14 protein-coding genes, 1 pseudogene and 1 CRISPR repeat array are annotated in these 24,875 nt (G+C 46.7%); of the genes and pseudogenes, 3 read left to right on the top strand and 12 right to left on the bottom strand.

Annotation, left to right across the window (positions count from 1 at the left end):
- Nucleotides 1-36: 36 nt before the first annotated feature.
- The 3 genes and pseudogenes from rpsA to aroA form a co-directional block, all read right to left on the bottom strand.
- Nucleotides 37-1,707, bottom strand: a pseudogene (gene rpsA, locus K5Q99_RS02090) (30S ribosomal protein S1); the annotation flags it as partial.
- 99 nt (nt 1,708-1,806) lie between these two features.
- Nucleotides 1,807-2,499, bottom strand: coding sequence for a (d)CMP kinase (gene cmk, locus K5Q99_RS02085; protein WP_220590307.1), 693 nt, complete (start codon nt 2,497-2,499; stop codon nt 1,807-1,809).
- A gap of 186 nt (nt 2,500-2,685) precedes the next feature.
- On the bottom strand, nt 2,686-3,966 hold the full coding sequence (gene aroA, locus K5Q99_RS02080) for a 3-phosphoshikimate 1-carboxyvinyltransferase (protein WP_220775886.1): 1,281 nt from the start codon (nt 3,964-3,966) through the stop codon (nt 2,686-2,688).
- A gap of 435 nt (nt 3,967-4,401) precedes the next feature.
- Here aroA and K5Q99_RS02075 point away from each other — a divergent pair, with 435 nt between their 5' ends.
- The 3 genes from K5Q99_RS02075 to K5Q99_RS02065 all read left to right on the top strand — a co-directional run bounded on the left by K5Q99_RS02075 (nt 4,402) and on the right by K5Q99_RS02065 (nt 8,405).
- On the top strand, nt 4,402-5,592 hold the full coding sequence (locus tag K5Q99_RS02075; protein WP_220775885.1) for an amino acid aminotransferase: 1,191 nt from the start codon (nt 4,402-4,404) through the stop codon (nt 5,590-5,592).
- A gap of 379 nt (nt 5,593-5,971) precedes the next feature.
- Nucleotides 5,972-7,522 carry a YjjI family glycine radical enzyme gene (locus K5Q99_RS02070; RefSeq protein WP_220775884.1) on the top strand — a complete coding sequence of 517 codons (1,551 nt, stop codon included), beginning with the start codon at nt 5,972-5,974 and terminating at the stop codon, nt 7,520-7,522.
- Nucleotides 7,494-8,405 (top strand): YjjW family glycine radical enzyme activase, encoded by a 912-nt coding sequence (locus tag K5Q99_RS02065; protein WP_220775883.1) that lies wholly within the window; start codon nt 7,494-7,496, stop codon nt 8,403-8,405. Before K5Q99_RS02070 ends, K5Q99_RS02065 begins: the two co-directional genes overlap by 29 nt.
- On the opposite strand, the gene K5Q99_RS02060 is transcribed toward K5Q99_RS02065, so the two are convergent.
- The 9 genes from K5Q99_RS02060 to gyrA all read right to left on the bottom strand — a co-directional run bounded on the left by K5Q99_RS02060 (nt 8,402) and on the right by gyrA (nt 24,727).
- A complete protein-coding gene (locus K5Q99_RS02060; protein ID WP_220775882.1) occupies nt 8,402-9,322 on the bottom strand; it encodes a LysR family transcriptional regulator in 921 nt (306 codons plus the stop codon). The two genes, K5Q99_RS02065 and K5Q99_RS02060, sit on opposite strands and share 4 nt — an antisense overlap.
- 190 nt (nt 9,323-9,512) lie before the next feature.
- A CRISPR array of direct repeats spans nt 9,513-11,687; the repeat unit is 28 nt; unit sequence TTTCTAAGCCGCCTGTGCGGCGGTGAAC.
- A 152-nt stretch (nt 11,688-11,839) separates the two neighbouring features.
- Nucleotides 11,840-12,508, bottom strand: a complete 669-nt coding sequence (gene cas6f / locus K5Q99_RS02055; protein WP_220775881.1) for a type I-F CRISPR-associated endoribonuclease Cas6/Csy4 — start codon at nt 12,506-12,508, stop codon at nt 11,840-11,842.
- Nucleotides 12,509-12,510: 2 nt separating this feature from the next.
- The gene (csy3, locus tag K5Q99_RS02050; RefSeq protein WP_220775880.1) at nt 12,511-13,539 is read right to left on the bottom strand and encodes a type I-F CRISPR-associated protein Csy3; all 1,029 of its coding nucleotides are present in this window, start codon (nt 13,537-13,539) and stop codon (nt 12,511-12,513) included.
- Between the two features lie 25 nt (nt 13,540-13,564).
- Nucleotides 13,565-14,509, bottom strand: a complete 945-nt coding sequence (gene csy2, locus K5Q99_RS02045; RefSeq protein WP_220775879.1) for a type I-F CRISPR-associated protein Csy2 — start codon at nt 14,507-14,509, stop codon at nt 13,565-13,567.
- Nucleotides 14,506-15,822 carry a type I-F CRISPR-associated protein Csy1 gene (csy1, locus tag K5Q99_RS02040; protein ID WP_220775878.1) on the bottom strand — a complete coding sequence of 439 codons (1,317 nt, stop codon included), beginning with the start codon at nt 15,820-15,822 and terminating at the stop codon, nt 14,506-14,508. The genes csy2 and csy1 overlap by 4 nt, the downstream gene beginning before the upstream one ends.
- A gap of 248 nt (nt 15,823-16,070) precedes the next feature.
- Nucleotides 16,071-19,490, bottom strand: coding sequence for a type I-F CRISPR-associated helicase Cas3f (gene cas3f / locus K5Q99_RS02035; protein ID WP_220775877.1), 3,420 nt, complete (start codon nt 19,488-19,490; stop codon nt 16,071-16,073).
- A 12-nt stretch (nt 19,491-19,502) separates the two neighbouring features.
- The gene (cas1f, locus tag K5Q99_RS02030; protein ID WP_220775876.1) at nt 19,503-20,480 is read right to left on the bottom strand and encodes a type I-F CRISPR-associated endonuclease Cas1f; all 978 of its coding nucleotides are present in this window, start codon (nt 20,478-20,480) and stop codon (nt 19,503-19,505) included.
- A 237-nt stretch (nt 20,481-20,717) separates the two neighbouring features.
- A complete protein-coding gene (gene serC / locus K5Q99_RS02025; RefSeq protein ID WP_220775875.1) occupies nt 20,718-21,809 on the bottom strand; it encodes a 3-phosphoserine/phosphohydroxythreonine transaminase in 1,092 nt (363 codons plus the stop codon).
- A 167-nt stretch (nt 21,810-21,976) separates the two neighbouring features.
- Entirely contained in the window at nt 21,977-24,727 is a 2,751-nt protein-coding gene (gene gyrA, locus K5Q99_RS02020) for a DNA gyrase subunit A (RefSeq protein WP_220590314.1), read from the bottom strand.
- Nucleotides 24,728-24,875: the final 148 nt, after the last annotated feature.

Genomic DNA, 24,875 nt, shown 5'->3' with positions numbered 1-24,875 from the left:
CTAATGGGGAGAGATGTCTCCCCAAACAACAGGCGATTATTTACGAGCTGCTTTAAACGCTTCAGCCATTGCATTGCTAATAACAGCGTCATCTTGTTTGTTCAGAGTCGCCATTACTTCTTTCTCTTCAGCTTCGTCTTTCGCTTTGATTGACAGGCTGATAGAGCGGTTCTTACGGTCAACACCCATGAACTTAGCTTCGATTGCATCACCTACATTATAGACAGTAGATGCATCTTCGATACGCTCACGTGAAATGTCAGCTACACGGATGTAACCTTCAACAGTGTCAGCCAGTTCAACAGTCACACCTTTAGCATCAACAGCAGAAACAGTACCGTTTACGATAGTACCTTTCTTCTTGTCAGCCAAGTATGCGTTGAATGGATCATCTTCAGTTTGCTTAACACCTAAGCTGATGCGCTCACGCTCTGGATCTACAGACAGAACCACTGCATGGATTTCATCGCCTTTCTTGTATTCAGAAACTGCGTCTTCGCCAGTACCGTTCCAAGAAATGTCAGACAGGTGAACTAGACCATCGATACCGCCGTCAAGACCGATAAAGATACCGAAGTCAGTGATTGACTTGATCTTACCAGAAACCTTGTCGCCTTTGTTGTAACGAGTTGCGAAGTCATCCCATGGATTGGTCTTACATTGTTTCAGACCTAGAGAAATACGACGACGCTCTTCATCGATGTCCAGAACCAGAACTTCAACTTCATCACCTAAGTTAACCACTTTAGATGGGTGAATGTTCTTGTTAGTCCAATCCATTTCAGAAACGTGAACCAGACCTTCAACGCCTTCTTCGATTTCTACGAAGCAACCGTAGTCAGTTAGGTTAGTAACGCGACCAGTTAAACGTGTGTTTTCTGGGTAGCGTTTGCTGATTTCTAACCATGGATCTTCGCCAAGTTGTTTCAGACCTAGAGACACACGAGTGCGCTCACGATCGTACTTCAGTACTTTAACGTTGATTTCATCGCCAACATTGACGATTTCTGATGGATGTTTAACACGTTTCCACGCCATATCTGTGATATGTAGCAGACCGTCAACACCACCTAAATCTACGAATGCACCGTAGTCAGTCAGGTTCTTAACGATACCCTTAACTGCTTGACCTTCTTGCAGGTTTTCTAACAGTGCATCACGCTCAGCGCTGCTTTCTGATTCGATAACTGCACGACGAGAAACAACAACGTTGTTACGCTTCTGGTCTAGCTTGATAACTTTGAATTCTAATTCTTTGTACTCTAAGTGAGCGGTGTCGCGAACTGGGCGCACGTCAACTAGAGAACCTGGTAAGAAGGCACGGATACCGTTTAATTCAACAGTGAAACCGCCTTTAACTTTACCATTGATGATACCGATTACAGTTTCAGCATCTTCATAAGCTTTTTCCAGAACGATCCAAGCTTCATGACGTTTCGCTTTTTCGCGAGACAGTTGAGTCTCACCGAAGCCGTCTTCAACAGAGTCAAGAGCTACGTCAACTTCATCGCCAACTTGAATTTCTAAAACGCCTTGAGCGTTTTTGAATTGTTCAGCTGGGATTGGGCTTTCAGACTTCAGACCCGCGTCAACCAGTACCATACCGTTTTTGATTGATACAACAGTACCACGAACGATAGAGCCTGGACGGAATTCCAGAGTTTGAAGGGATTGTTCAAATAGATCAGCAAAAGATTCAGTCATGTTTAGGTTACTTTCTTTATTAAACCACTGTCCGTCCTAGACGTGGAGTCAGTCAAATTATCCGTATCATCCTTAATACGAATACCTATCCGGTGGGCTAACTTAGTTAGTGCCGGATAATTTTTGGTTGATAAAGTTAAGCGCAAGCGCTAACACTTCATCAATACCCTTTCCGCTTGTATCGATAATGAGCGCGTCCTCGGCGGGGACTAAAGGAGCCACCGGACGATTCATATCGCGGTCATCACGTTCGATAATTTCACTTAAAAGGCGCTCGATATTAACATCGAAGCCCTTGTCCTGCAACTGATTATAGCGTCTTTGGGCACGCTCTTCAGCTGAGGCGGTTAAATATAATTTTGCCGGCGCACTTGGGAAAACCACAGTTCCCATGTCGCGACCATCGGCAATTAATCCTGGCGCCGTTTTAAAGGCCCGTTGACGACGTAATAAGGCTTCTCTCACCCGTGGAAACGCGGCGACTTTCGAAGCGGCATTCGAGCACTCTTGAGTGCGAATATCGGTGGTGACGTCTTCACCTTCCAATATCACTTGAACCGGATCTTTATCATTGCCTGTTAGAAACTTCACATCGAGATGTGCCGCTAACAGCGTGATAGATTCTTCATTTTCCAGTTCAACGTTATGATGAATTGCTGCGAGCGCAAGAACTCGGTAAATAGCACCACTATCAAGTAGTTGCCAACCTAGATGCTGAGCCAATAATTGACTAATTGTACCTTTGCCAGCACCACTTGGGCCGTCGATTGTGACTACAGGAGCCCGTTCAGACATACATTCCTCCGCAAAAAATTACCATCATCCGTGAGTTCATCAAGTGAGCCCCCGAAAATGAGCGCGCCGCATTGTACAACAAAAGACAAACAAAATCCGTGGATTTTTTATGAAGATTAGCAGCCGCGCAAATACGGCTGACTATTCTTGACATCGCTTGTTGTTACAAAAACAAAACAGAATGATTTAGCCTTGCAGACTCGCAAACTGCTTAAAGTAGTCTGGGAATGTTTTAGAAGTGCAATCAGGGTCATTGATGGTAATACCGCAATCTGCAAAGGCCAGCATCGAAAAGCACATAGCCATGCGGTGATCATTGTAGGTATCAATTTCGGCGGTGTTAATCACGGCTGGTGGCGTAATTTTGATGTAATCCTTGCCCTCTTCTACCTCGGCGCCCACTTTTCGCAGCTCCGTTGCCATCGCCGCTAAGCGATCTGTCTCTTTAATGCGCCAGTTATAGATATTGCGAATAACCGTCGTGCCTTTGGCAAATAACGCGGCCGTTGCAATGGTCATGGCCGCATCGGGAATGTGGTTCATGTCTAAATCAACCGCCATTAATTGAGAGCCACGCGCGATAATATAGTCATCGCCCCACTCGATATCAGCGCCCATTTTTTCGAGCACATCGGCAAATTTCACATCGCCTTGAATACTTAAACGGCCCACACCGGTGACTTTGACTTCGCCGCCCTTTATCGCCCCTGCCGCTAGGAAATACGATGCCGACGATGCATCACCTTCTACCAATACTTTACCCGGAGACATATAACGCTGGCCGGCAACAATCTCAAAACGGGCATAGTTATGGTTAATGACTTTAACGCCGAACTGCGCCATCAAGGCGATAGTGATATCGATATAAGGCTTAGAGACTAACTCGCCTTTGACATGGATATTCACGCTGCCCTTAGCAAGCGGCGCCACCATCAACAAAGCCGTTAAAAACTGGCTAGATAAATCACCCGCAATGTCAACATCACCGCCATTAAGGCCAGTGGCATTAATCGTCAGCGGGGGGAAACCGTCATTTTTAAGATAAACAATATTGGCACCGAGTTGCCTTAAGGCATCGACTAAGTCGCCAATCGGGCGCTCTTCCATACGCGGTTCGCCCGTGAGGGTAAACTCGCCTTGGCCTAAGGTTAAGGCGGCGCACAAGGGGCGCATTGCTGTGCCTGCATTGCCTAAAAACAATTCCTGCGCGGATTCTGAGGAAATCACACCGCCTAAGCCATCAAGTTCACACACAGTATTGTTTTGCGATAAACGGTAGTTCACCCCTAGCTGCTCAAGGGAGGCCAACATGTGGCGGATATCATCTGAGTCGAGCAGATTGGTGAGCGTAGTCGTGCCTTGAGCTAAGGTGGCCAATAATAAGGCACGATTAGAAATACTTTTTGAGCCCGGAATATTAATTTCACCGCGGACTTGCACAACAGGTTCAAGACGTAATTGCTTCATGAATAAATCTTCTTTCTCTATAGGGCGTCATCATCACGATCACGCGGACTGAATACGCAAAATGGCAACTTCACGCTACACAGCGTCAAGTTAAGATTACAAATAAAAGGAGATTGGGGCCTTGTTGGTGCTTCGTCGTTATAAAATTACCGATTGTCGCTAAGGATTCAACCGTTTTTTCGAGAAAAATGGCTTTTTGGTCAGATTATTTACTGAGTTCAGTGTAAAAATAACAAAAACGCAAAATTTAAGCGGTTAATTTAGGATTTAATCGTATTTTTGGCAGGCTTTTTTGCCAAGATAACTGGCGTCTAATCACAGTTTTCACTTTAAATACTTTACCTTTCCGCGCTATTCTAAGCCCCAAACGATAAATAACGCATATCTGATACAAACAATCACGTTTGCACTATAACCAGAAAGGTAGATGGAGCTATGTTTAACTCACTCATCGCAATGCCAGCAGATCCCATCCTTGGCTTGTTGACTCAGTACCGCGAAGACACCCACCCACAAAAAGTTGATTTAGGTGTAGGCGTTTATAAAGACCCTACAGGCGTGACCCCAATCCTGAGCTGCGTGAAAAAAGCCGAGAAATTCCGTCTCGATACCGAAACCACCAAAGTGTATATAGGTCCAACGGGCTCGCCACAATTCAACACTTTAATGACAGAATTAGCCTTTGGTGCAAATCACAGTGCTATTCTCGCCAATCGTATCCGTACCGTTTCTACACCCGGTGGTACTGGCGCACTGCGCGTGGCAGGAGATTTTATCAAACGCTGCAACCCGAATGCGGTGTTATGGGTAAGCGACCCAACTTGGGCTAACCACATCGGTTTGTTCGAAGCGGCTGGCATTACCGTTAAAACCTATCCGTATTATGACTACGATAGCAAATCGTTGAAATTTGATGAGATGCTTGCTGCCCTATCGCAAGTGAGTCCAGATGATGTGGTGTTATTCCACGCCTGTTGCCATAACCCGAGCGGAATGGATTTAACCACAGAACAATGGGATAAAGTGGTTGCCCTGACAAAAGAGCAAGGCTTTACCCCACTGATTGACATGGCATACCAAGGCTTTGGTGATGGCGTTGATATTGATGCCTACGGCGTGCGTCAAATGGCGGCAGCGGTCGATAATATGATCCTTTGCAGCTCATGCTCGAAAAACTTCGGTTTGTACCGTGAGCGTATCGGTTCATGCTCTGTGATTGCCAGAGATGCCCATACCGCCAATGTCGCGCAGTCTGTGCTGCTTTATGTGGTTCGCTGCCTCTATTCAATGCCGCCTGCCCACGGCGCTGCGATTGTTGAAACGATTTTAGGATCGGCAGAATTAACCCAAGAATGGCTAGATGAGCTGAAAGTAATGCGCGATCGCATTAACGGCAACCGCGCCATTTTAGTGGATAAACTTAAAGCCAATGGCGTAGACCGTGACTTTAGCTTTATCGCCCGCCAAAAAGGCATGTTCTCCTTCCTTGGGGTGAATCCAGAGCAAGTGGCGCGCCTGCAAAAAGAATTCAGCATTTATATGGTGGGTTCAAGCCGCATCAGTATTGCTGGGATCAGTGAAGATAACGTCGATTACTTAGCCCAATCGATCGCTAAAGTGCTTTAAGCACGGCTGAGTTTATCTGAACAGTTCACTCTGCTGTATTGCTACGATTCAGGATGCAGCAGAGTTTATTTGCCCCTTACAAGGGTTAAACTTTTCAATCATGCCAATGCGTCAGTATTAACAAACCTTCCCTTCGGTTCTAAATTCCCAAAACCTTATCAAGCAACGCCAAATCTCACTGTTCAAGCTTTTATTTTCAATGGTAAAAACTACTTTCTCGCGTTTAAAAAAAACAGTCGTTTAATGCAATAAATTGCAAGTTGTGACCTCGGTCGGCGGATTTCCATTTCATCAATCAGGGCTGCGGCTATTTTCACTTTTTAAAGCCAGACCTGCCCAGTAGATTAGTGGTCATCATAGAACTTGTGGATATTCCGCCATGTTATTACAAGATAAATTAGTGCAAATCGTCACCAACCCGCAGCTTTCACCTAAGCAAAAATCCAACTATTTGGCGTTGGAGGCAGAGGCGAGCTTGCCCTACATGCCGATATCGACTGAGGTAAAAGCCGCGATGAATGACGGCATTATCTGCGATATGTTTGAAGGCCATGCGCCTTTTAAACCGCGCTATGTGTTGCCAGATTATGCCCGCTATCTAAAGCAAGGTTCAGAATATTTAGAGCTTTCACCGGCGCAGGATTTAGATGAAGCCATCAATGCCTTAACGATTCTGTATCATCATGTGCCATCGGTGACCAATATCCCCGTGTATTTAGGTCAGCTGGATGAAATATTAATGCCTTTCACCGAAGGAATGGATGCGGAAGTCCTTTATCGTAAACTTAAACTGTTCTGGATCATGCTCGACAGAACCCTGCCTGACGCCTTTATGCACGTAAATATTGGCCCGACAGACAACATTGTTTGTCGCACCCTACTGCGCATTGATGCTGAGTTAAAACAAGTTGCCCCCAATTTGACCTTTATGTACGACCCCGCCGTCACGCCGGATGATTTGTTGCTGCTTGCGACCACCAATATTTGTCACTGCAGTAAGCCGCATATCGCCAATTATCCTCTGCATGCCAGTGCGTTTGATGAGCGCGGCTTTGGGATTGTCAGTTGCTACAATGCCTTGCCGTTAGCGGGCGGCGCCAATACCTTGGTTCGGCTCAATCTTAAAGAAGTTGCGTTAAAGGCAAATTCTATAAACGATTTTTTTGATACTGTCTTGCCAAATTACTGCTCACTCACCTTCGAACTCATTGACGCGCGTTCGGCATTTTTACATCACGAATCGCACTTCTTTGATAGCTTTTTAGTTAAAGAACAATTGATTGATGAATCGCGCTTTGCGCCCATGTTTGGCATTTACGGCATGGCTGAAGCGGTAAATATTCTGCAAACATTAACAGCCAGTGGAGAAGTGACGCCAGCAATACACGCGAGATATGGCCACGAAATGGATGCAAATCAGCTGGGCTATCGTATTTCTGCTGCGCTAGATGCCATAGTGAAATCCACACCCGTTGCGCATGGCTTCCATGGACGAGCGCTGCTGCATTCACAGGGCGGTATTAGTCTCGATAAAAATGTGACACCTGGCGTTCGCATCCCCTATGGCACAGAACCCAATCCCATCGCCCATATTCAAGCCCTAGCACAACATCATCAATATTATACGGCGGGAATTAGCGATATTTTGACTATCGATGAAACTGTGAAATCCAATCCTCAAGCCATGTTCCAACTGTGTAAAGCCGCGCTTGAGTTAGGTTTTAGGGAGTTTACCGCCAATGTCGCCTCTAACGATTTAATGCGCGTGACTGGCTATATGGTAAAACGCTCAGATATTGAAGCGTTTAAACAGTGCGGCTCGCGTCTCAATACCACAGGCTTAGCCGCAGAAGCTGCGGTCAATACGGGAATATTGCAACGCCAAGCACGCGTTATTGCCCATGAGCATTCCCCCTGTGTCGTTAAATAAGCCAGCCATAAATAAACAGGCAATAGTCAGTCAGCTGTTGCCCTTTTCTTGCGTCGACGGGCCTGGCAGCAGGCTAGTGTTATTCCTGCAGGGCTGCAACTATCAATGCAAAAACTGCCATAACCCACATACCATAGGTTTATGCGATGCCTGTGGCGATTGTGTCGCCACCTGCCCTGAAAATGCGCTGACATTGATAAATCTCAATAATAAGCATCACATTCAATGGGATAGTGAGCGTTGTAGCCAATGCGATACTTGTATTGCCGTATGCCCGAAACAAGCGAGCCCTAAGGTCAGTCGTTACACAGTCGAGGAGATACTGACGATTCTCCATAGTCAGCGTCACTTTATTAATGGTATTACGGTTAGCGGCGGCGAAGCGAGTCTGCAACTGCCATTTATTCTTGCGTTATTTAAAGGAATTAAGGCGACAGAGTCGTTATCACACTTAACTTGCATGCTCGACACCAATGGCAGTTTGAGTCTAACCGGTTGGCATAAACTACTGCCGTTTTTAGATGGCGCTATGGTGGATCTTAAAGCATGGCAGCAAGATACCCATAGGTATATTACCGGGCGAGATAACCATGCGGTATTCAAATCCATTCAGCTATTGGCGCAGCAGCAAAAAATGTATGAGGTGAGATTGCTGCACATTCCGAGCATCACGGATTACGAGGACGAAATAGACGCACTAGCAACCTATTTACTTCTGCTAGGCCCAGATACGCGAGTTAAGTTAAATGCCTTTCACCATCATGGTGTTGTCGATGACGCACTCAATTGGCCAAGCTGTAAACAAGCCGATATTGAACGCTTAGCCGCAACGCTTGCAAAGCGAGGCGTAACCAATCTCGTGTTACCGTCCATCTACCTTTAACGACTGCAAAGCAAAATTTGCTCATAAAGCCAGCGCAGTGCGGGATCTTTCATGCTTTGTTTATGCCAAACGAGGCTGTAAGCCACTTTGCCATATTCTATGGGTAAAGATTTAATCGTTAAGCCTTTGGCTTGGCTAGCGATGGATGCCCAGCGGCGCGAGCAGGTAAAGAGCAACTCACTGTGATGGCACATTAACGCCGCACTGCCAAAGTCTGGGACCGAAATAGGAACGGCGCGTTTTTTAGATTGTTGGGCGAGCAAAATATCAAAATATGGCGTGCTCAGATCTGTGTCCGTAATGCCAATATGGCTAAAACGTAGGTAATCATCAAAGCTGATGTGTCGCTGCTTTGCCAAGGGATGGGATGAATTCATCAGGCAGGCCATTTCATCGCTGAATAAGGTTTCCCACACCAGATCGTCTTGAAGAGGATTAGGTTGACTCAGATCATGGGGTAACAACACAAAATCTAACGAGCCTTTGATGAGTCCATCAAAACCAATATTGTCTTTGCTATAAATATCGAGATGGATATTAGGAGCCAAACTCAAAATATGGGCGCTGAGTTTAGCGGCCAGTAGCTCAAAGGTACTTTCGCGCATCGCAAGCGAGAAACGCCCCTCAAAATGGGCAGGATTAAACGCATCCTGACTCATGATCTGATTCATATCATTGATCATTTGCTGCACGCTTGGCCCTAATCGTTTTGCCAATGGCGTTGCTACCAGTGAGTTGCCATTACGATAGAACAGTTCATCGTTCAAACTGTCCCTGAGCTGGCTTAAGGTTTTACTGACGGATGAGGGGCTGAGGCATAAACGTTCGGCGCTGGCGGTCACGCTCAGGGTATCGAGCATCACATGCAAAGTGATCAAGTGCTTCATACTAATCCGCGAAAGCTTGGCCAAATCCATCGGTGACATCCTATTGATTTATCTTCTATGCATACCCAAAAGCGTACTTTTAAGCATGATAAACAATAGCATGCAACTGACCCTACACATTGCTGAGAATATTCTCAGCAATGCGCACCACCTCACAAGATTTATAAGCCTACAGCGCAGCGGTGAACTCACAGAGCTCAAATATAGAATCAGAATTTTATTTCTAAGCCGCCTGTGCGGCGGTGAACCGACAAATTGCGCAGCGGTTGAAGCGTCAAGATTTCTAAGCCGCCTGTGCGGCGGTGAACTTTACGAGATACAACCCAGCGACGTGACGCTCTTTCTAAGCCGCCTGTGCGGCGGTGAACGTAAACGATCTATTGGCGGCTGGCTTTTCTAATTTCTAAGCCGCCTGTGCGGCGGTGAACAGCCAAAGTTACTGACACCTTACCCCAATACATTTCTAAGCCGCCTGTGCGGCGGTGAACTATTGTGGTCTTAGATGAGCGAACGTAAACGATTTCTAAGCCGCCTGTGCGGCGGTGAACAGTTATGCTGATAGCTTAGGTTTACCTTACAATTTCTAAGCCGCCTGTGCGGCGGTGAACCCAAACGCCATCGGTTGAACCTGACACTGCAATTTCTAAGCCGCCTGTGCGGCGGTGAACAGTATGGGTAGTCGTTTGAATCGTTATTAATATTTCTAAGCCGCCTGTGCGGCGGTGAACGTGACAGGTTCAACCGATGGCGTGTGGCTAACTTTCTAAGCCGCCTGTGCGGCGGTGAACGCTTAAAAGGTCTTGACTGGCGCAACCGTATTTTTCTAAGCCGCCTGTGCGGCGGTGAACGCACTGGTACGCCTACCGCATTTCTCACTAATTTTCTAAGCCGCCTGTGCGGCGGTGAACGACGACACAGCGTTCATGACGCCACTTAAAACTTTCTAAGCCGCCTGTGCGGGGCTTGCCAGACTTGCAACTTGGCACTGTTTCTAAGCCGCCTGTGCGGCGGTGAACCTAATGGCGTTTGGTGTTGAGGCTTTTGTTGATTTCTAAGCCGCCTGTGCGGCGGTGAACAAATCAGTCGTAACAGATGATAATTCTCTATTTTTCTAAGCCGCCTGTGCGGCGGTGAACCTCAGCGAAGCTTGAGATTGATGCCACTCGTGTTTCTAAGCCGCCTGTGCGGCGGTGAACGCCATAATATTGGCCGAGTAATTCTTGCATTATTTCTAAGCCGCCTGTGCGGCGGTGAACTTGAAGTTAAACGCGGGTACATTGACGGAGCATTTCTAAGCCGCCTGTGCGGCGGTGAACAGTGACGGTCGACTATCAGTTAAAAGCGAAATTTTCTAAGCCGCCTGTGCGGCGGTGAACCCCTACTTGTTGATTTTAGATGACCCATTTTATTTCTAAGCCGCCTGTGCGGCGGTGAACATCAGGAAAGAAGCACTCATCCATTTCATAGCTTTCTAAGCCGCCTGTGCGGCGGTGAACATCAATGCGGCTGATTCAAACATTACTCAAGTTTTCTAAGCCGCCTGTGCGGCGGTGAACTACCCGTAGCCGCTTCACAGAGTGCCTTAGTTTTTCTAAGCCGCCTGTGCGGCGGTGAACTGAGGTAGCAGCTAGATCTGAATTAGATACTATTTCTAAGCCGCCTGTGCGGCGGTGAACCTGAATTAGATACTAGGCTAACTGCTTCAGTTTTTCTAAGCCGCCTGTGCGGCGGTGAACCTAGGCTAACTGCTTCAGTTGGTGAGAATGCTTTCTAAGCCGCCTGTGCGGCGGTGAACGTAGCGTCTAGTGTAGCCGATGTTCCTGTCTTTTTCTAAGCCGCCTGTGCGGCGGTGAACGCGGTGAAACCACGTATGCAGGTACAGTAACATTTCTAAGCCGCCTGTGCGGCGGTGAACTTCCTTAGTTGGAGAAGTCCATTATCCCCAACTTTCTAAGCCGCCTGTGCGGCGGTGAACGAAAACACAGGGAAGTATTTCAATCCAATATTTTTCTAAGCCGCCTGTGCGGCGGTGAACAACGTCAGCGTTGATACAAAAGAGGCGCTAAATTTCTAAGCCGCCTGTGCGGCGGTGAACAAAATGACTGCATCAGAGTATGAGAGATACTCTTTCTAAGCCGCCTGTGCGGCGGTGAACATAGAATTGGCAAAAAAAGGCGCTGATGCGCATTTCTAAGCCGCCTGTGCGGCGGTGAACGTAGCGTTTAGTGTAGCCGATGTTCCTGTCTTTTTCTAAGCCGCCTGTGCGGCGGTGAACCAATCTATTTCAGCGCCTAAAAGGCCTTGATTTTTCTAAGCCGCCTGTGCGGCGGTGAACCAACTCAACCAGCGGTGGCATTCCCTACTGATTTTCTAAGCCGCCTGTGCGGCGGTGAACAATAGAATATCGTCAAAAAAATAAGTTACAACAGGCGGATAGGTAAAAATATGCTTTTTTACCTATTAAAAAACCATCTGTTGTAACACTCTGTTTTTAAATCAATTTTTTAAAGAGCGAAAATAAAGGGTATTTTTGCGTTCAATTCCCTCTCAAAACCAAGGGATGGCGACTTGCTCTGTTGGCGATCGGCGACTCAGTCCATAACACGTAAAGCGGCTATTATTGCTACTCGGTTCGGTGACTTTTCGGCACTCGATAAAGAGTAAAAACTTTTTGCGATCCTCCGGGTTTACTGCTTTATCCGTCGATAAGCTGCGTAAATGGATAAAAGGTAACCTTGACTGGGTTTGAAGCTTGTCTATCGAAGCCAATAAACGCGTTTTAACCTCACTGATATCAAAGCCATTTTTTTGCGCTATCACCGCCGCTCGGGCATCGATGTTTTTGCGTAATTTATCCGGTGACTTAACATGTCGGCGGGTAAAATAAGCATATTCAGTGACATTACTCGGCACAGCCTTAATCGCTTTGATATGCACATAATCGCTAAAGCGTGCTAGGCATAATGCAATATTTAACTTAACGAGCTGTTGTTCTGTTTCGGCCAACAATCTTAATTTGTCCCCTAATGGAAATGCCTTTTGGCTATGGGGCTTGTTGGCATCGTATTGGGGGAACGACAGCGCAATAGCAGAGTCATCTTTGCTGACTTTATGTTCCACTAACAACAGGTGAATTTGTTGAAAGACTTTGTGCCACAGGAAGCCGAGATTAGCTTCGGCGTCGGGCAGCAAAGTGATGTCGAGGTAGTATTTCATCACTACTCCTTATCACTTTCGCCAAACACCCCGCCGCGCACTAATACCGCCATGACATAGTGCTCATCTTCAACACGGCTTAGTTTCTCGCCGCGCGCCCATACATCAAAAAAGCTGTAAAAATCCTGCTTATCTTTAGGGGTACGATAGGCTTTACCTAAGTTAGTTACGGCGCCATAGGGTTCTATGGCAATGGGGCCTGCACTGGTTTCAGGATCGGTAAACTCAGGATACCAAGTATCGATAGTACGCAGCGCATTACCCAGTTTCTGTGAGTGCATTGCGGCTAGATCATTAACATGATAGAGAATTTTACTTTTTTCGCCCTTGCCTTTATCAAGCACTAACTCTTCACTTGGGTAGACTTCCTGCGCTCTGCCGACTTTAGCAAAACAATTGATATCTAATAATAAAAAGTCATCTTCGCTGGAAAGCACAGTGGCGATATGGGTTGCCAGTGTGTTGATTTGGGCATCATTGCTATCAAAATGCTTAGTGCTAAATTGAGTCGCATCAAATGTCCAGCTTTGATCTATGCTGCGATTTGTTGCCCTTACTTGCACCTCAATGTTTTCAGCGCCGACACGATTACGCCATAAAAAGCGTGCATTGGCTAAGTTAGTGGCATAACGGCGGGCTAATTCTGTGAAGCCTTGATTTTCGATGTAACTCACTGCGGCCGCACGGTAACTTTGCTTGAACAATGCATTGTTACAGGCCGATGGCTCTGTGATGCCGCCGAGTACTTTAATAGTGAACTGTACATTGAGTGTGTCGTGCTCTGGCGCCAGCGCACAGGCATCTACTTTTTGTAAGTTGGCCTTTTCAACTTCTGCATTGAGTTTGGCTGGATCGTTTTTTATCGCAGGTTTTAATCGGTTAGAAATGGTGCCCCGGACCGATTTTTCCTGTAATGCCAGTGGTATAACCTTGCTGCGTTCTGCCCATGATGTGCCATACATATAACCGTCGCTCACCACTAATTTTTTTTCAAAGGCTAATACTGATGCCACATTTTCTTTTTTCGCCATGATAAATATCCTTTTCTATTAACGATTAAAATTCTGATTCGATTGGAGGTAAAGTTAAGTTTGCTACTGTTGATGCCGCGCAGTGCTTTTGCTGGCAAAGGTAAAAGTCGCCATCGGTGTGATAACGCCACAGCATTTGCTCGATACTGTGTAAACGATGTGGCATTTTAAATTCGCCTAAGGTCACTAGGCTTTCAGCAAATCGATGCGGGGTATTCTGATCGCGCTGATTTTTCGCTTCATTGATGTCACTGAGTGCATGAAATCCCGTCGCTATGGGCACAATCCAACCTGCGGGTTTGTTATCGAGCGTTTTACGAAAGCTGCGCCACTCGATATTGCCCTCCTCGTCTTGCTCACAACTGTGGTGAATGGCAAGGTAGTCAATGACGGCGTCCATAGCATCAGTACCTTTCGCCATCGCAGCCATCATCAAGTCGCGGCGCTCAATTAGCACGTAGCCCGGCATTAAATGGCGTTGTATTTTGCGTAAATCATCATCGTCACCACAATTGATGCAAAATGGCGGCTGAAAACTGTTGATATCGCCACCGGCTAGCTTCATTTTAGCGTGCAGTAACTGGGTGACCGCAGTTAATAACTGCTCACGTTCATCTATGGTGATGCCATTAAATTCAATCACTAAACTGACATCTAAATGACAGCGGGCTTCTTCGATAAAAGCCGATCTGGCGCCAGTTTTATCCAGTGGATTCCCCGTACCGACAATAGAGTGAACGTAATCATTATCGCCTTTGTAGGTTTGCAGGTTCACCTCGTGGCTGACAACGCCGGTGGCGTCAAATGTCACCGCAATACCTTGGGCATTGAGATGCCGCTGCAGGGCATGCACAGCTCCAAGCCATGCGGTCATCGCCGGAAAACCTATGGTGAATGGGCTCGATAGTGCATTGGCGTTATGCACTTTAATATGCGGAATAATAAGCAGCTTTTTAACTTCAGCTATCATCGCAATGCCTCCTTATTACTTAAGACGATTTTCTGCATCTGCTTATGTTCAGCATCGCCAAATTTAATCGCTTTATTGCCCAATGTTTTTTCGTAGCCATGGAATAGATAACTGCTAATGCTATGGCAGATAACATCGAGCCAGTCATCGGTGGTTTCACGCAAGGCTTTAGCCTGCTCACACAACCAGGTTTGCTGCGCGCTTGAAAGCTGGCTATCGTCAGCGCGATATTGCTCTTGCGCTACCGAGCGTACTTGCCACATTTTTTCAATCACATGGTCAATCACACTCTGGTAATAGTCATCCCGCTGCGCCCGAATATGCATATTGTTATCATCGCCACGGTAAAGTTGATGCAAAGCTTGGAACTGAGTTCGGCATTGGCTGTAGCGTAATGATTGGCTAAAAAAATCACTGCGCGGGAAATGCACATCACGGTGTTTAATGCTGGGCGGTAAGCACATTAACAGATGTGCTTTACCACCATTTTGATTATTCAACACGCTGATGTTTCGTGGTTTAGTGCCGCCATAGCCGATGGTAGTAAGGTTATAAATTTCTTTATAGCCTTGATGAAGTTGATTGGTTTTCCGCTTATCGCGTGCCTCTTTGACAGCATCACCAAAACGTATGCCATCCAGCCGTTGACGTAATTCAAACACGAGCCCAGAGGCCGTTAACAAAGATAATTGATGATATTCGGTATCGGTTCCCTTGCCGTTAGCTGAGCTGCTGTTTGCCTGCATAGGTGTGGGCATGAGCGGAAAATACACCTGCTTGATTTTCGAGCTAGTAATACTTTCGCTGCTTTTTGCCGTCATGGCTAAAAATGCTTGTTTTAATGTTGGGTAATCTGGGTAGGTTGCTTTACTCGCGACGGCCAATAAATTTACCGCTTGCTCACTGTCACGTTCTAAATGATCAATCAGGGTTTCACCATCATCCAGCACTAAGGTTAAAAATTTATACACATCCAGCGCCGCCGCATTGCCTAAGGCATCGGCGGCGACTTCAACATTACCGCTACGTAAAAAACCATCGTTGGCTTTTTCGCTATTGGCAATAATGGCCGTCACGTAACCATTTTTATTCTTACGCGAACTTGGATGACTAAAAGTGCATGGGTGGGTCGCAATCGCAATTTGCCCAGCACGGCTAGCGGCATTAGGCAGCCAATCCGTTAAGTTAAACTGGGCATCGCACTCAAGCTCCAACGCCCTTATCTCCACATCCGACATGGATGCTTTGAGATTTTTCTTTAGCCACGCCGATTTTCTGTCGGCAAAGAACTCGCTTATTGCAGGATCCATCATGGAATATGAGCCTTCTTTTATTGGACGTTTTTCATACTAATATCTACAAAATCACAAATAAACACCTATTTAAACAATCTAAATTTTAAGTTTTTGACGTGAGATAAATTTTTTAACTTGAATTAGAAGTTACGTTACACTCACTGCACTGCCACACAGGCAGCTCAGAAATATTTCAACAAGCTAAAACACTTTCGTTCACTGCCGCACAGGCAGCCCTAAGCCAGAGCCACAAGCTCTGGCTTTTTTTATATTTTCACCAATCCTAATTGGTCGTTGTATGCGTAGTGCTGTTTTTCATCGTGGGGGAAGCTCAGCTCACCATAACGTAGTGATACTCGTCTTTGGCTAAGCGGTTGTGGGTAGTCGGCACTGTTATCAGCCAATGCAACGCAGGCACTATCATAATCACGCACCAGCCATAACCTACTGCGGGCTTGTGGCGATAACTCGACACGTTGAATATTAAGTTGATTTTCACGTTCAACAGCATAGCCTTCGGCATCTTTTTCGCAGAATCGGCTGACTTGTCGATCATTATCGAACACTAAAAACGCTTTGATGTTGGGTTGGCTTTGCCTAAAGGGCGTTAACTGTTGTGCCAGTGCAGTTAAAAACCAATGTTGGTTTAGCCAGCCTTGCAATGTTGCCGGGCTGGTTTGAGCGCCTTCACCTTGGGTTTTGTAATTCGCCAGCCAGCTCCACGTGGCGACATGCTCTAGCTCAATTAAGCTACTGCAACGATTGGCACTGCGCATATAGTCTGCCGTTAGATGAGCCGGTTTCTTAATCCGCGGTATAGAATTTAATCCTTCGGCGACAAAACGCACGTTAATAAGCTCGCTAAGATTGTGGGTTGCCAGTGATTCAGTAAGAGCATCTTCAAACCCCGGTCGTGTAAATACTCTATTGTTTTCTAAATGATGATCGCGAATGCCCTTCCAGTTGTATTGCATTAGCGCAATATTTGGCGCAGCAACGGCGCCCTCTCGGTGCCGCTTTACGCGCCCCGCAAGTTGAATAATCGAGCGATAAGAGGAAGGCTCAATCACCGCCCAGTCAAAATCGTGATCGCGGCCTACTTCTTCGACTGGCGTTGCCACCAAAATAAACAGCACATGCCGAATGGCTGCGGACTGCGCGGCGATTGCCGTTAAATGCTGGCGAATAACGGGATCTGACAAAGCTTGCGGCGGTTGGTGTTCAGCCTCTTTACGTTTTAGCACTTTATCTAAATGCTGTTCTTGTATAGAGCGCAGCAGTAGCACTTGTTGGCTGTGGTAAGCCATGACTCTTACCTCAGTATCAGGCGGCCATTCTTTGGTTAACAAGTATTGTGTTAAGGCAACACAGGGTGAGATATTCGCCACCCGCACCACGCCAAAGGACACGTTTAGCTGAGTGCTGCTATCGTGAAAATGGTGCTGTTGATGCTTGTGCAGTGCGCTTTGGGCCATCACCTTAAAATACGCTTGCTGCTTAGTTTCTATCACACTTTGCTGTTGATGCTTCTGCCCCTGATGCTGCTCAATAATGTGCTGGCACGGACTGATGTCGGCTTTTCGTTTTGCAGGTTGTTGCTGTAACTTGGCGATGCGCTTAGTGATAAAAACATCATGATCCTGCTGATATTGACTGATCGCGGTAGGTATTTCGGTTGCACTATTGCTGGTCACTTGCGTTGAAAATTCATCTATCCAAGCACAACCAATGACTGAGCTGGCACTGCGGGTTTTGCAATAGAGCTGCCAGCCATCGCGATAGGCCTTGAAATAGCCTTCGGCCATAAATGGCGGGATAGTGGCTGATGAGATCATCACCTTGCGGCCTAACATGCCCGCCAGATGGATAAGTCTGCCGATGGCAATTAAGTCATCACCAGTAAAGTCATCAATTTCGTCAATCACTAGATCTGACGACATCAATCGCAAGGTGGGCAATATATAGCGGCCCCCGCGTTTGGTTTCGGTCGCAGCCATCATGTGATCGATAGTACAAGCCAGCACTGGCGCATAGAGAAACTGTTTGTCTCTGGGACAGGTTAATACTGTGCTAAAACCTTCCTCTGGAATTGCACAGTCAAAATCGACTTCTTCATCGAGCAAGGTTTCTTGTGATGATGATCCTGTATGCTCTACATTATTCTTATCAAATTCAGCTTTTTGCTGTTGATGCAGTTCCATCACGGCACGCGAACCAATAAGCACGGCCAATTCGCTATTATCTAAGCCAACCCGCGAGCGATATTCATCACCGGTTTGCAGCGTTAACGTGCGTAGTCCCAAGGCCAAAATAAAGCGCAAACTTTGACTGTCCGCCGATAATGCCCGCATCACTTTAGCATTGGCGAAGGTTTTTCCGCAGCCTGTGCTTGCCATATTCACGGTAAAAAAGCCGTGTTGCAGCTTGGTTTGCTTATCGAACTCTTGCCGCCAAGCGGTGATTTTAGCAACGGCTTTATCCTGCCATTGATACGCCTTAGGGCTGGGTTTGCGTAAATTATCAATATCTTGTGCGACAGGAGGCTCGCGCTCAAATGCAGGGAGTAAATGCGCCGTTTTTAACGCACTGCGGGCAACACCCACTAAATGTTCATCCAACTTTTGTTTTAAGCTGTTCGTCGCTCTGTCGGTATTGGCATAGAGGCCAGTGGTGTCTTGCCATTTTTGATCCGCTTGCTGCGAGGAATAAAAGTGATCGCCCAACATTAAACATAAGCGCGCATGATTGAGCACTAAGCGGTAACTGCCGTCTGTCACGCACTGCTGTGCCTGTGTTTGTTGCTGTAATAGTTTTGCCGCCCATTTCTTAATTTGTTGCAGCCAAGGCTTTGAGGCACTGAGTAAGCCTTTAGGAAAGCTAAAGCAATTTTTTAGCCGTTGTTGATAATCCAGCTCGTCATAGCGATTCTGATAACCCCATTCTTTGCCAATGAGGGCAAGCATAATATCCAGTGAGGCGGCGCTTTCTGAGGTATAGCTTTTACATAACTCTTGATCAGGCAAAGGTAACCTGTGGTGTGACACGATTAACCACGCGACTAACTTAGCCATCGGCGGCAACGCATCGACTGGTTTTAGCGTGTCGACTTTAATCAACTGCTTGAGACGCGATTCGTCAATATCCGCTTCACTTAATGCCTTAAGCCATGGCTCGTCTGCTTGCGCGTCAGTTGCATGCACAAAAGCATGCAATAACAGTAACGATATCCACTCGTGGCGAATTGGATCGCCTTTAAATCGATGTTGACTCTTAGGGTTTAATTTATCTTGAAATAACGCAGTGGCTTTACCCCAGTCGTGTAATAACGCCGACAGCCCTGTTAACGCTTTTATCAAGGGTAAATAGTGCCAATCATTTTCAATATCGCTGGTGAGTAAATTCCTGCGGGTACTATTCACTGGCACTATGCCCTGTGCATTAAATTTTGACCGATTCCCCACCACCCAAAGTAGTTGGCTTCTGGCGCGCGAGCGGATCCAGTGGCAACTCACGGCGGTGCTTTTACTGGCGGTTTGGCGCAGCATTTTCTTAACCGTTAATAGCCCATCTTCGGTGATCAGTGTTTGCCAAGTGTTATCACCGATACGGTTAGCAAAGGTATCCAGCACGCGGCGGGTCTTTTTTAGGGCATTTTTTTCACACTGACTGATGAATGTCACCATCATAGTTGTTGTCCCTTATAAGTCTTGGGCGGCAATTTGCTCGGCGCTGTAGTCTTGCAAAGCAACGCCTTTCACGGTATTGAACATAAAATCTAAGGCGTTATGGTCAGTAAAGGCTTGCAACACTTGTTGGCGAAATTCTTGCTCGGTGGCCTTTTCTTTGGCGCACACAAAGGCCCACGGCAGCACTATGGCGTCTTTGATGAGATCGGCGACGTCGAACACTAAGGCTCCGCGGCGAGTTTTTCCGTGCATCACGGCAAAACCGTGGGGAATGCCCAATACCCAGAGGCAACTAGCTGCAAGGCCATAGGCTAGATAGTTGCCGTGGTTTAAAAAGTCGTTAGCGATATCCGTGCTTTGGTGTTGGCGGGTAAAATCATTGAGCTGGGTATTATTGGCGGCGTGTTTGTACAGCACTTTGGTTAACTGGGCTTCGGTCATGAGCAGATCCGATTGTTTGGTTGCCGCTGCAGTACGAGCATGAAATGTCTCGAGTGCGGCTTGGATCGCCGGATCCTTAAAGATAAAGCCTTCCGTTTTGAGTTCGCGATCCCTTTGCCATACTTGCTCGATAAATTGGATGCGGGCTTGCTGGAAGGCTTTGGCGGCACGTAATCGTTTTTCATCATCGAACCAAAATTGCATCCAACCGTGCAGGTATTCCGTCGGCCGATATTCACTTTGTGGCGTCAACCATTCCACTTCGCAGGCCATATAAAGAGGTGTGCCGCCACCGCCACAAAAGCCGACTAACACCCCTGCCTGCGCCAGCATTCGCATGGCCGCTTGGGTAATGGACGTGCCATTGCCCAATAATAGGACTGTGCTGTTAGCGATGGGGATATTGAAGTACTGATTGTCTTGCTTGGCTTCGGTTAAATACAGCACGCGGCCATCTTTTTGCATCACTCGGCAGTATTCTAAGTAATACATGTTGGCACGTTTGGAATGGAGTATGGTTTTTAAATCTGAGGGGCTGAAATCATCCATAATATTTGCCTATCTAGATGTTGATATGTGCGCAAACCCACGCCCTATAACGCGTGGTTACGCTACGGCATACTGCCTAAGTTGATTCAAAGCTAACGACTTAAGAAAAATAATACAAGGGCAGAGTTCACAGTTACGATTGATTTTATTTAAAATTTACAAAAAAAAACGAATGCAATTGCATTCGTTTTCATTAAGTCACACTGCTAACATTGGATAATTTAAAGCCCAAGTTAGCTAACTATGTTTATTGGCAAATTCATTCATAAACTTGACCAAGGCAATTACGCCATCGAGTGGCATAGCATTGTAAAGGCTCGCACGCATGCCACCGACAATACGATGACCTTTAAGTGCCACGAGTCCGGCAATTTGTGCTTGCTTTAAGAACTCACTATCGAGCGCTTCGTTGACTAATTGGAAAGTCACGTTCATTTGTGAGCGGTTCGCTGCAACAACACCATTCCGGTAGAAAGCATTACCATCAATGCATTGATACAACATCTGCGCTTTTTGTTGATTAATTTTCGCAATACTCGCAATACCGCCAGTCGATTTCAGCCAAGCAAAGACTTCAGCGGCGAGGTACCAAGCAAAGGTTGGTGGCGTGTTGAACATAGAATCATGCTCGACGGCTAGGCGGTAGTCCATAATGGACGACTGCGGTAAACTCGGCAGTGTTAACATGTCATCGCGCACTATCACTATCGACAGACCCGATGGACCTATGTTCTTTTGCGCACCGGCGTAAATCAAGCCGTAGCGGCTAACGTCAATCTCACGGGACATGATTGTTGATGATAAATCGGCAACAATCGGCCATGGTGAGTCTAATTCATCAAAAATTTCGATACCATCCACTGTCTCGTTAGGACAGTAATGAACATAGCGATAATCGGCATCGATTTTATGCAAGTCAGGTAAGACAACCGCATTGAGTCCATTGTGTTTTTCAACAATATTCAGACTATCGATCTGTGCTTCACCCGCCAGTTTCTGCGCTTCAGCTAACGCGGCAGATGACCATTGGCCACTGACTAAATACAGGGCTTTTCCCTGATCACCAAGAAAATTATTCACGACAGCAGAGAACTGTCCACGACCACCGCCGTGCATAAATAGCACATGGTAATTTGCAGGGATCTGCATCAGTTCACGTAAATCGGACTCGGCTTGCTCGGTCAGCGCGATGAACTCTTTACTTCGGTGGCTGATTTCCATCACGGAAACGCCTTGGCCATTCCAATCAAGTAATTCCTGTTGTGCTTTTTTCATTACCGCTGCGGGTAACATTGCAGGTCCAGCACAGAAATTATAAATCGCGCTCACTGACACTCTCCTTAATCCCAACCATGATGTAGGTATTGATAAAACGACACTATTTTAAAATGGCACTATTTTCAAATGAACAATGTTTAAAACGAACAATGCAACCAACTAACAACGCCATTAAAAAAACGAGCGTCCAATTGGACGCTCGCTAATATGACACTTAATTACTCTTCGTCTTGCTCATCATCAGCAAGCTCGTCTTCATCTTCGTCCAACTCTTCTTCGTCATCCAGCGCTTCATCAAGCGCCTCGTCGGCTAATTCGCCTTCGACAATGACAGGAACAATCGGTAAACCGTTTTCATCCAGCTCGACTTCATCTTCATCAGTTTGGATTTCGTCGATACGTTGCAGGCCAACTACTTTCTCGTCGCCCGCGGTGCGGATAATGGTCACGCCTTGGGTGTTACGGCCAATGATAGACACGCCGCCCGCTGGTGTACGCACTAAGGTGCCTTTATCACTGATGAGCATCAGTTCGTCATTCAGACCCACTTGTACTGCGCCAACAACAGCGCCGTTACGCTCGCTCACCTTGATTGAAACCACACCTTTAGTCGCACGGCTCTTCGCAGGGTATTCAGACAGTTGTGTCCGTTTACCGTAACCGTTTTCAGTCACAGTGAGAATCGCGCCATCACCTTTAGGTACGATAAGCGACACGACTTTTTGACCTTCTTCTAAACGGATACCACGAACGCCCGTTGCAGTACGGCCCATAGGACGTAAGGACAAGACTTCTTCACCGGTTTCAGGATCGAGTTTCACTTCGCCTGTTTCAGAATCACGGACTTTCTCACCAAAGCGAACCACTTTACCTTCGTTCGAGAACAACATGATTTCGTCATCACCGTTCGTGATATCGACACCGATCAGTTGGTCACCGTCTTTGAGGTTAACGGCGATAATGCCGTTAGCACGTGGGTTGCTATAAGCAGTCAGAGCGGTTTTCTTAACAGTACCGTGTGAAGTCGCCATGATGATGTATTTATCAGCGGCGTATTCACGTACTGGCAGAATCGCCGTAATGCGTTCACCTTCAGCCAAAGGTAGCAAGTTAACAATTGGACGACCACGTGCTGTACGGCTCGCTAATGGCAATTGATACACTTTAAGCCAGTACATTTTACCAAAGTCAGAGAAGCACAAAATGGTGTCATGGGTATTGGCAACTAACAGTTTTTCAACGAAATCTTCGTCTTTTACCTTAGTTGCCGCTTTTCCTTTACCACCACGGCGCTGGGCTTGGTAATCGGTTAACGGTTGATACTTGGCATAACCTAAATGCGACAGTGTGACCACAACGTCTTCTTCGTTGATAAGATCTTCAAGACTCATATCGACTTCGTTAGCATTGATCACAGTACGGCGTGCATCACCGTATTCTTCAAGAATGAGTTCTAACTCTTCCTTGATGACTTCCATCAAACGCTCAGGGCTACGCAGAATAAACAGTAGCCCCGCAATAAATTCGAGCAGTTCTTCGTATTCGGCGATGATCTTATCGTGTTCAAGACCAGTTAAACGGTGTAAACGCAGTTCCAGAATCGCCTGAGCTTGTTGCTCAGTCAGGAAGTATTGACCGTCGCGGATGCCATATTGTGGCTCTAACCACTCAGGACGCGCGGCGTCGTCACCCGCTTTTTCAAGCATGCCTTGAACGTGCCCTAATTCCCAACCTTGCTCCACCAATTTCACTTTGGCATCCGCAGGCGTGGGTGAGGCTTTGATTAGTGCAATAATCGGGTCGATGTTAGCCAGAGCAACCGCCAGCGCTTCCAAAATATGGGCGCGTTCACGGGCTTTACGCAGTTCGAATACGGTACGGCGCGTTACCACTTCACGGCGATGCAGAATAAAGCATTCGAGCATTTCTTTAAGGTTAAACAGTTTAGGCTGACCATTAGTCAGAGCCACCATGTTAATCCCGAAAGAACACTGCATTTGTGTTTGAGCATACAGGTTGTTTAATACCACCTCGCCCACTTCACCGCGCTTGATTTCGATAACGATACGCATACCGTCTTTATCAGACTCGTCGCGTAGACCGCTGATCCCTTCAAGTTTTTTATCTTTAACCAGCTCGGCAATCTTCTCGATTAAACGGGCTTTGTTCACTTGATACGGGATTTCTGTGACGATAATGCGCTCACGGCCATTATCTTCGGTTTCCACATCTGCCAGTGCACGCATGATCGCGCGGCCACGGCCAGTTTTATAGGCATCAATAATGCCTTTGCGACCGTTGATAATTGCTGCCGTTGGGAAATCCGGACCTGGAATGTATTCCATCAACTGTTCAATCGACAGTGAAGGTTCTTCAATCAATGCCAAACAGCCTTTCACTACTTCCGTTAGGTTGTGTGGTGGGATGTTGGTTGCCATACCCACGGCAATACCCGATGAACCGTTAATTAACAGGTTAGGTACGCGTGTGGGTAGTACGGCGGGAATTTGTTCAGTGCCGTCGTAGTTAGGGACGAAATCCACTGTCTCTTTTTCAAGATCGGCGAGTAATTGATGCGCTAACTTATCCATACGGATTTCGGTGTAACGCATTGCCGCCGCTGAGTCACCGTCGACCGAACCGAAGTTACCTTGGCCGTCAACTAAGGTGTAACGCAGTGAGAATGGCTGGGCCATACGGACGATAGTGTCATAAACAGCAGAATCACCATGGGGGTGATATTTACCGATGACGTCACCGACCACACGGGCAGATTTTTTGTAAGGCTTGTTCCAATCGTTCTTCAATTCACTCATGGCAAACAAAACGCGGCGATGAACCGGCTTTAAGCCGTCGCGCACGTCTGGTAATGCACGTCCCACGATAACGCTCATGGCGTAATCAAGGTACGAATTCTTTAGTTCGTCTTCGATATTAATTGGCGAAATAGATGATGCCAGATCAGTCATAAACTGCTCGTTCCCCTGAAAAATAGCCGACAACGTATAATCCGTATCATTGCCTAGCCCAAAAACGTGATTTGGCATTCTAACACAGTTATTTAATGTCGCCAGACCTATCCTTATCGAATTGAGAGTCTGGTGGCTTAATAGATGA

The sequence above is a fragment of the Shewanella hafniensis genome (genome assembly GCF_019655335.1).
GTDB lineage: Bacteria > Pseudomonadota > Gammaproteobacteria > Enterobacterales > Shewanellaceae > Shewanella > Shewanella hafniensis.
The sequence above is the reverse complement of the archived record's forward strand: the minus strand, read 5'-3'. Positions and strand labels throughout refer to the sequence as shown.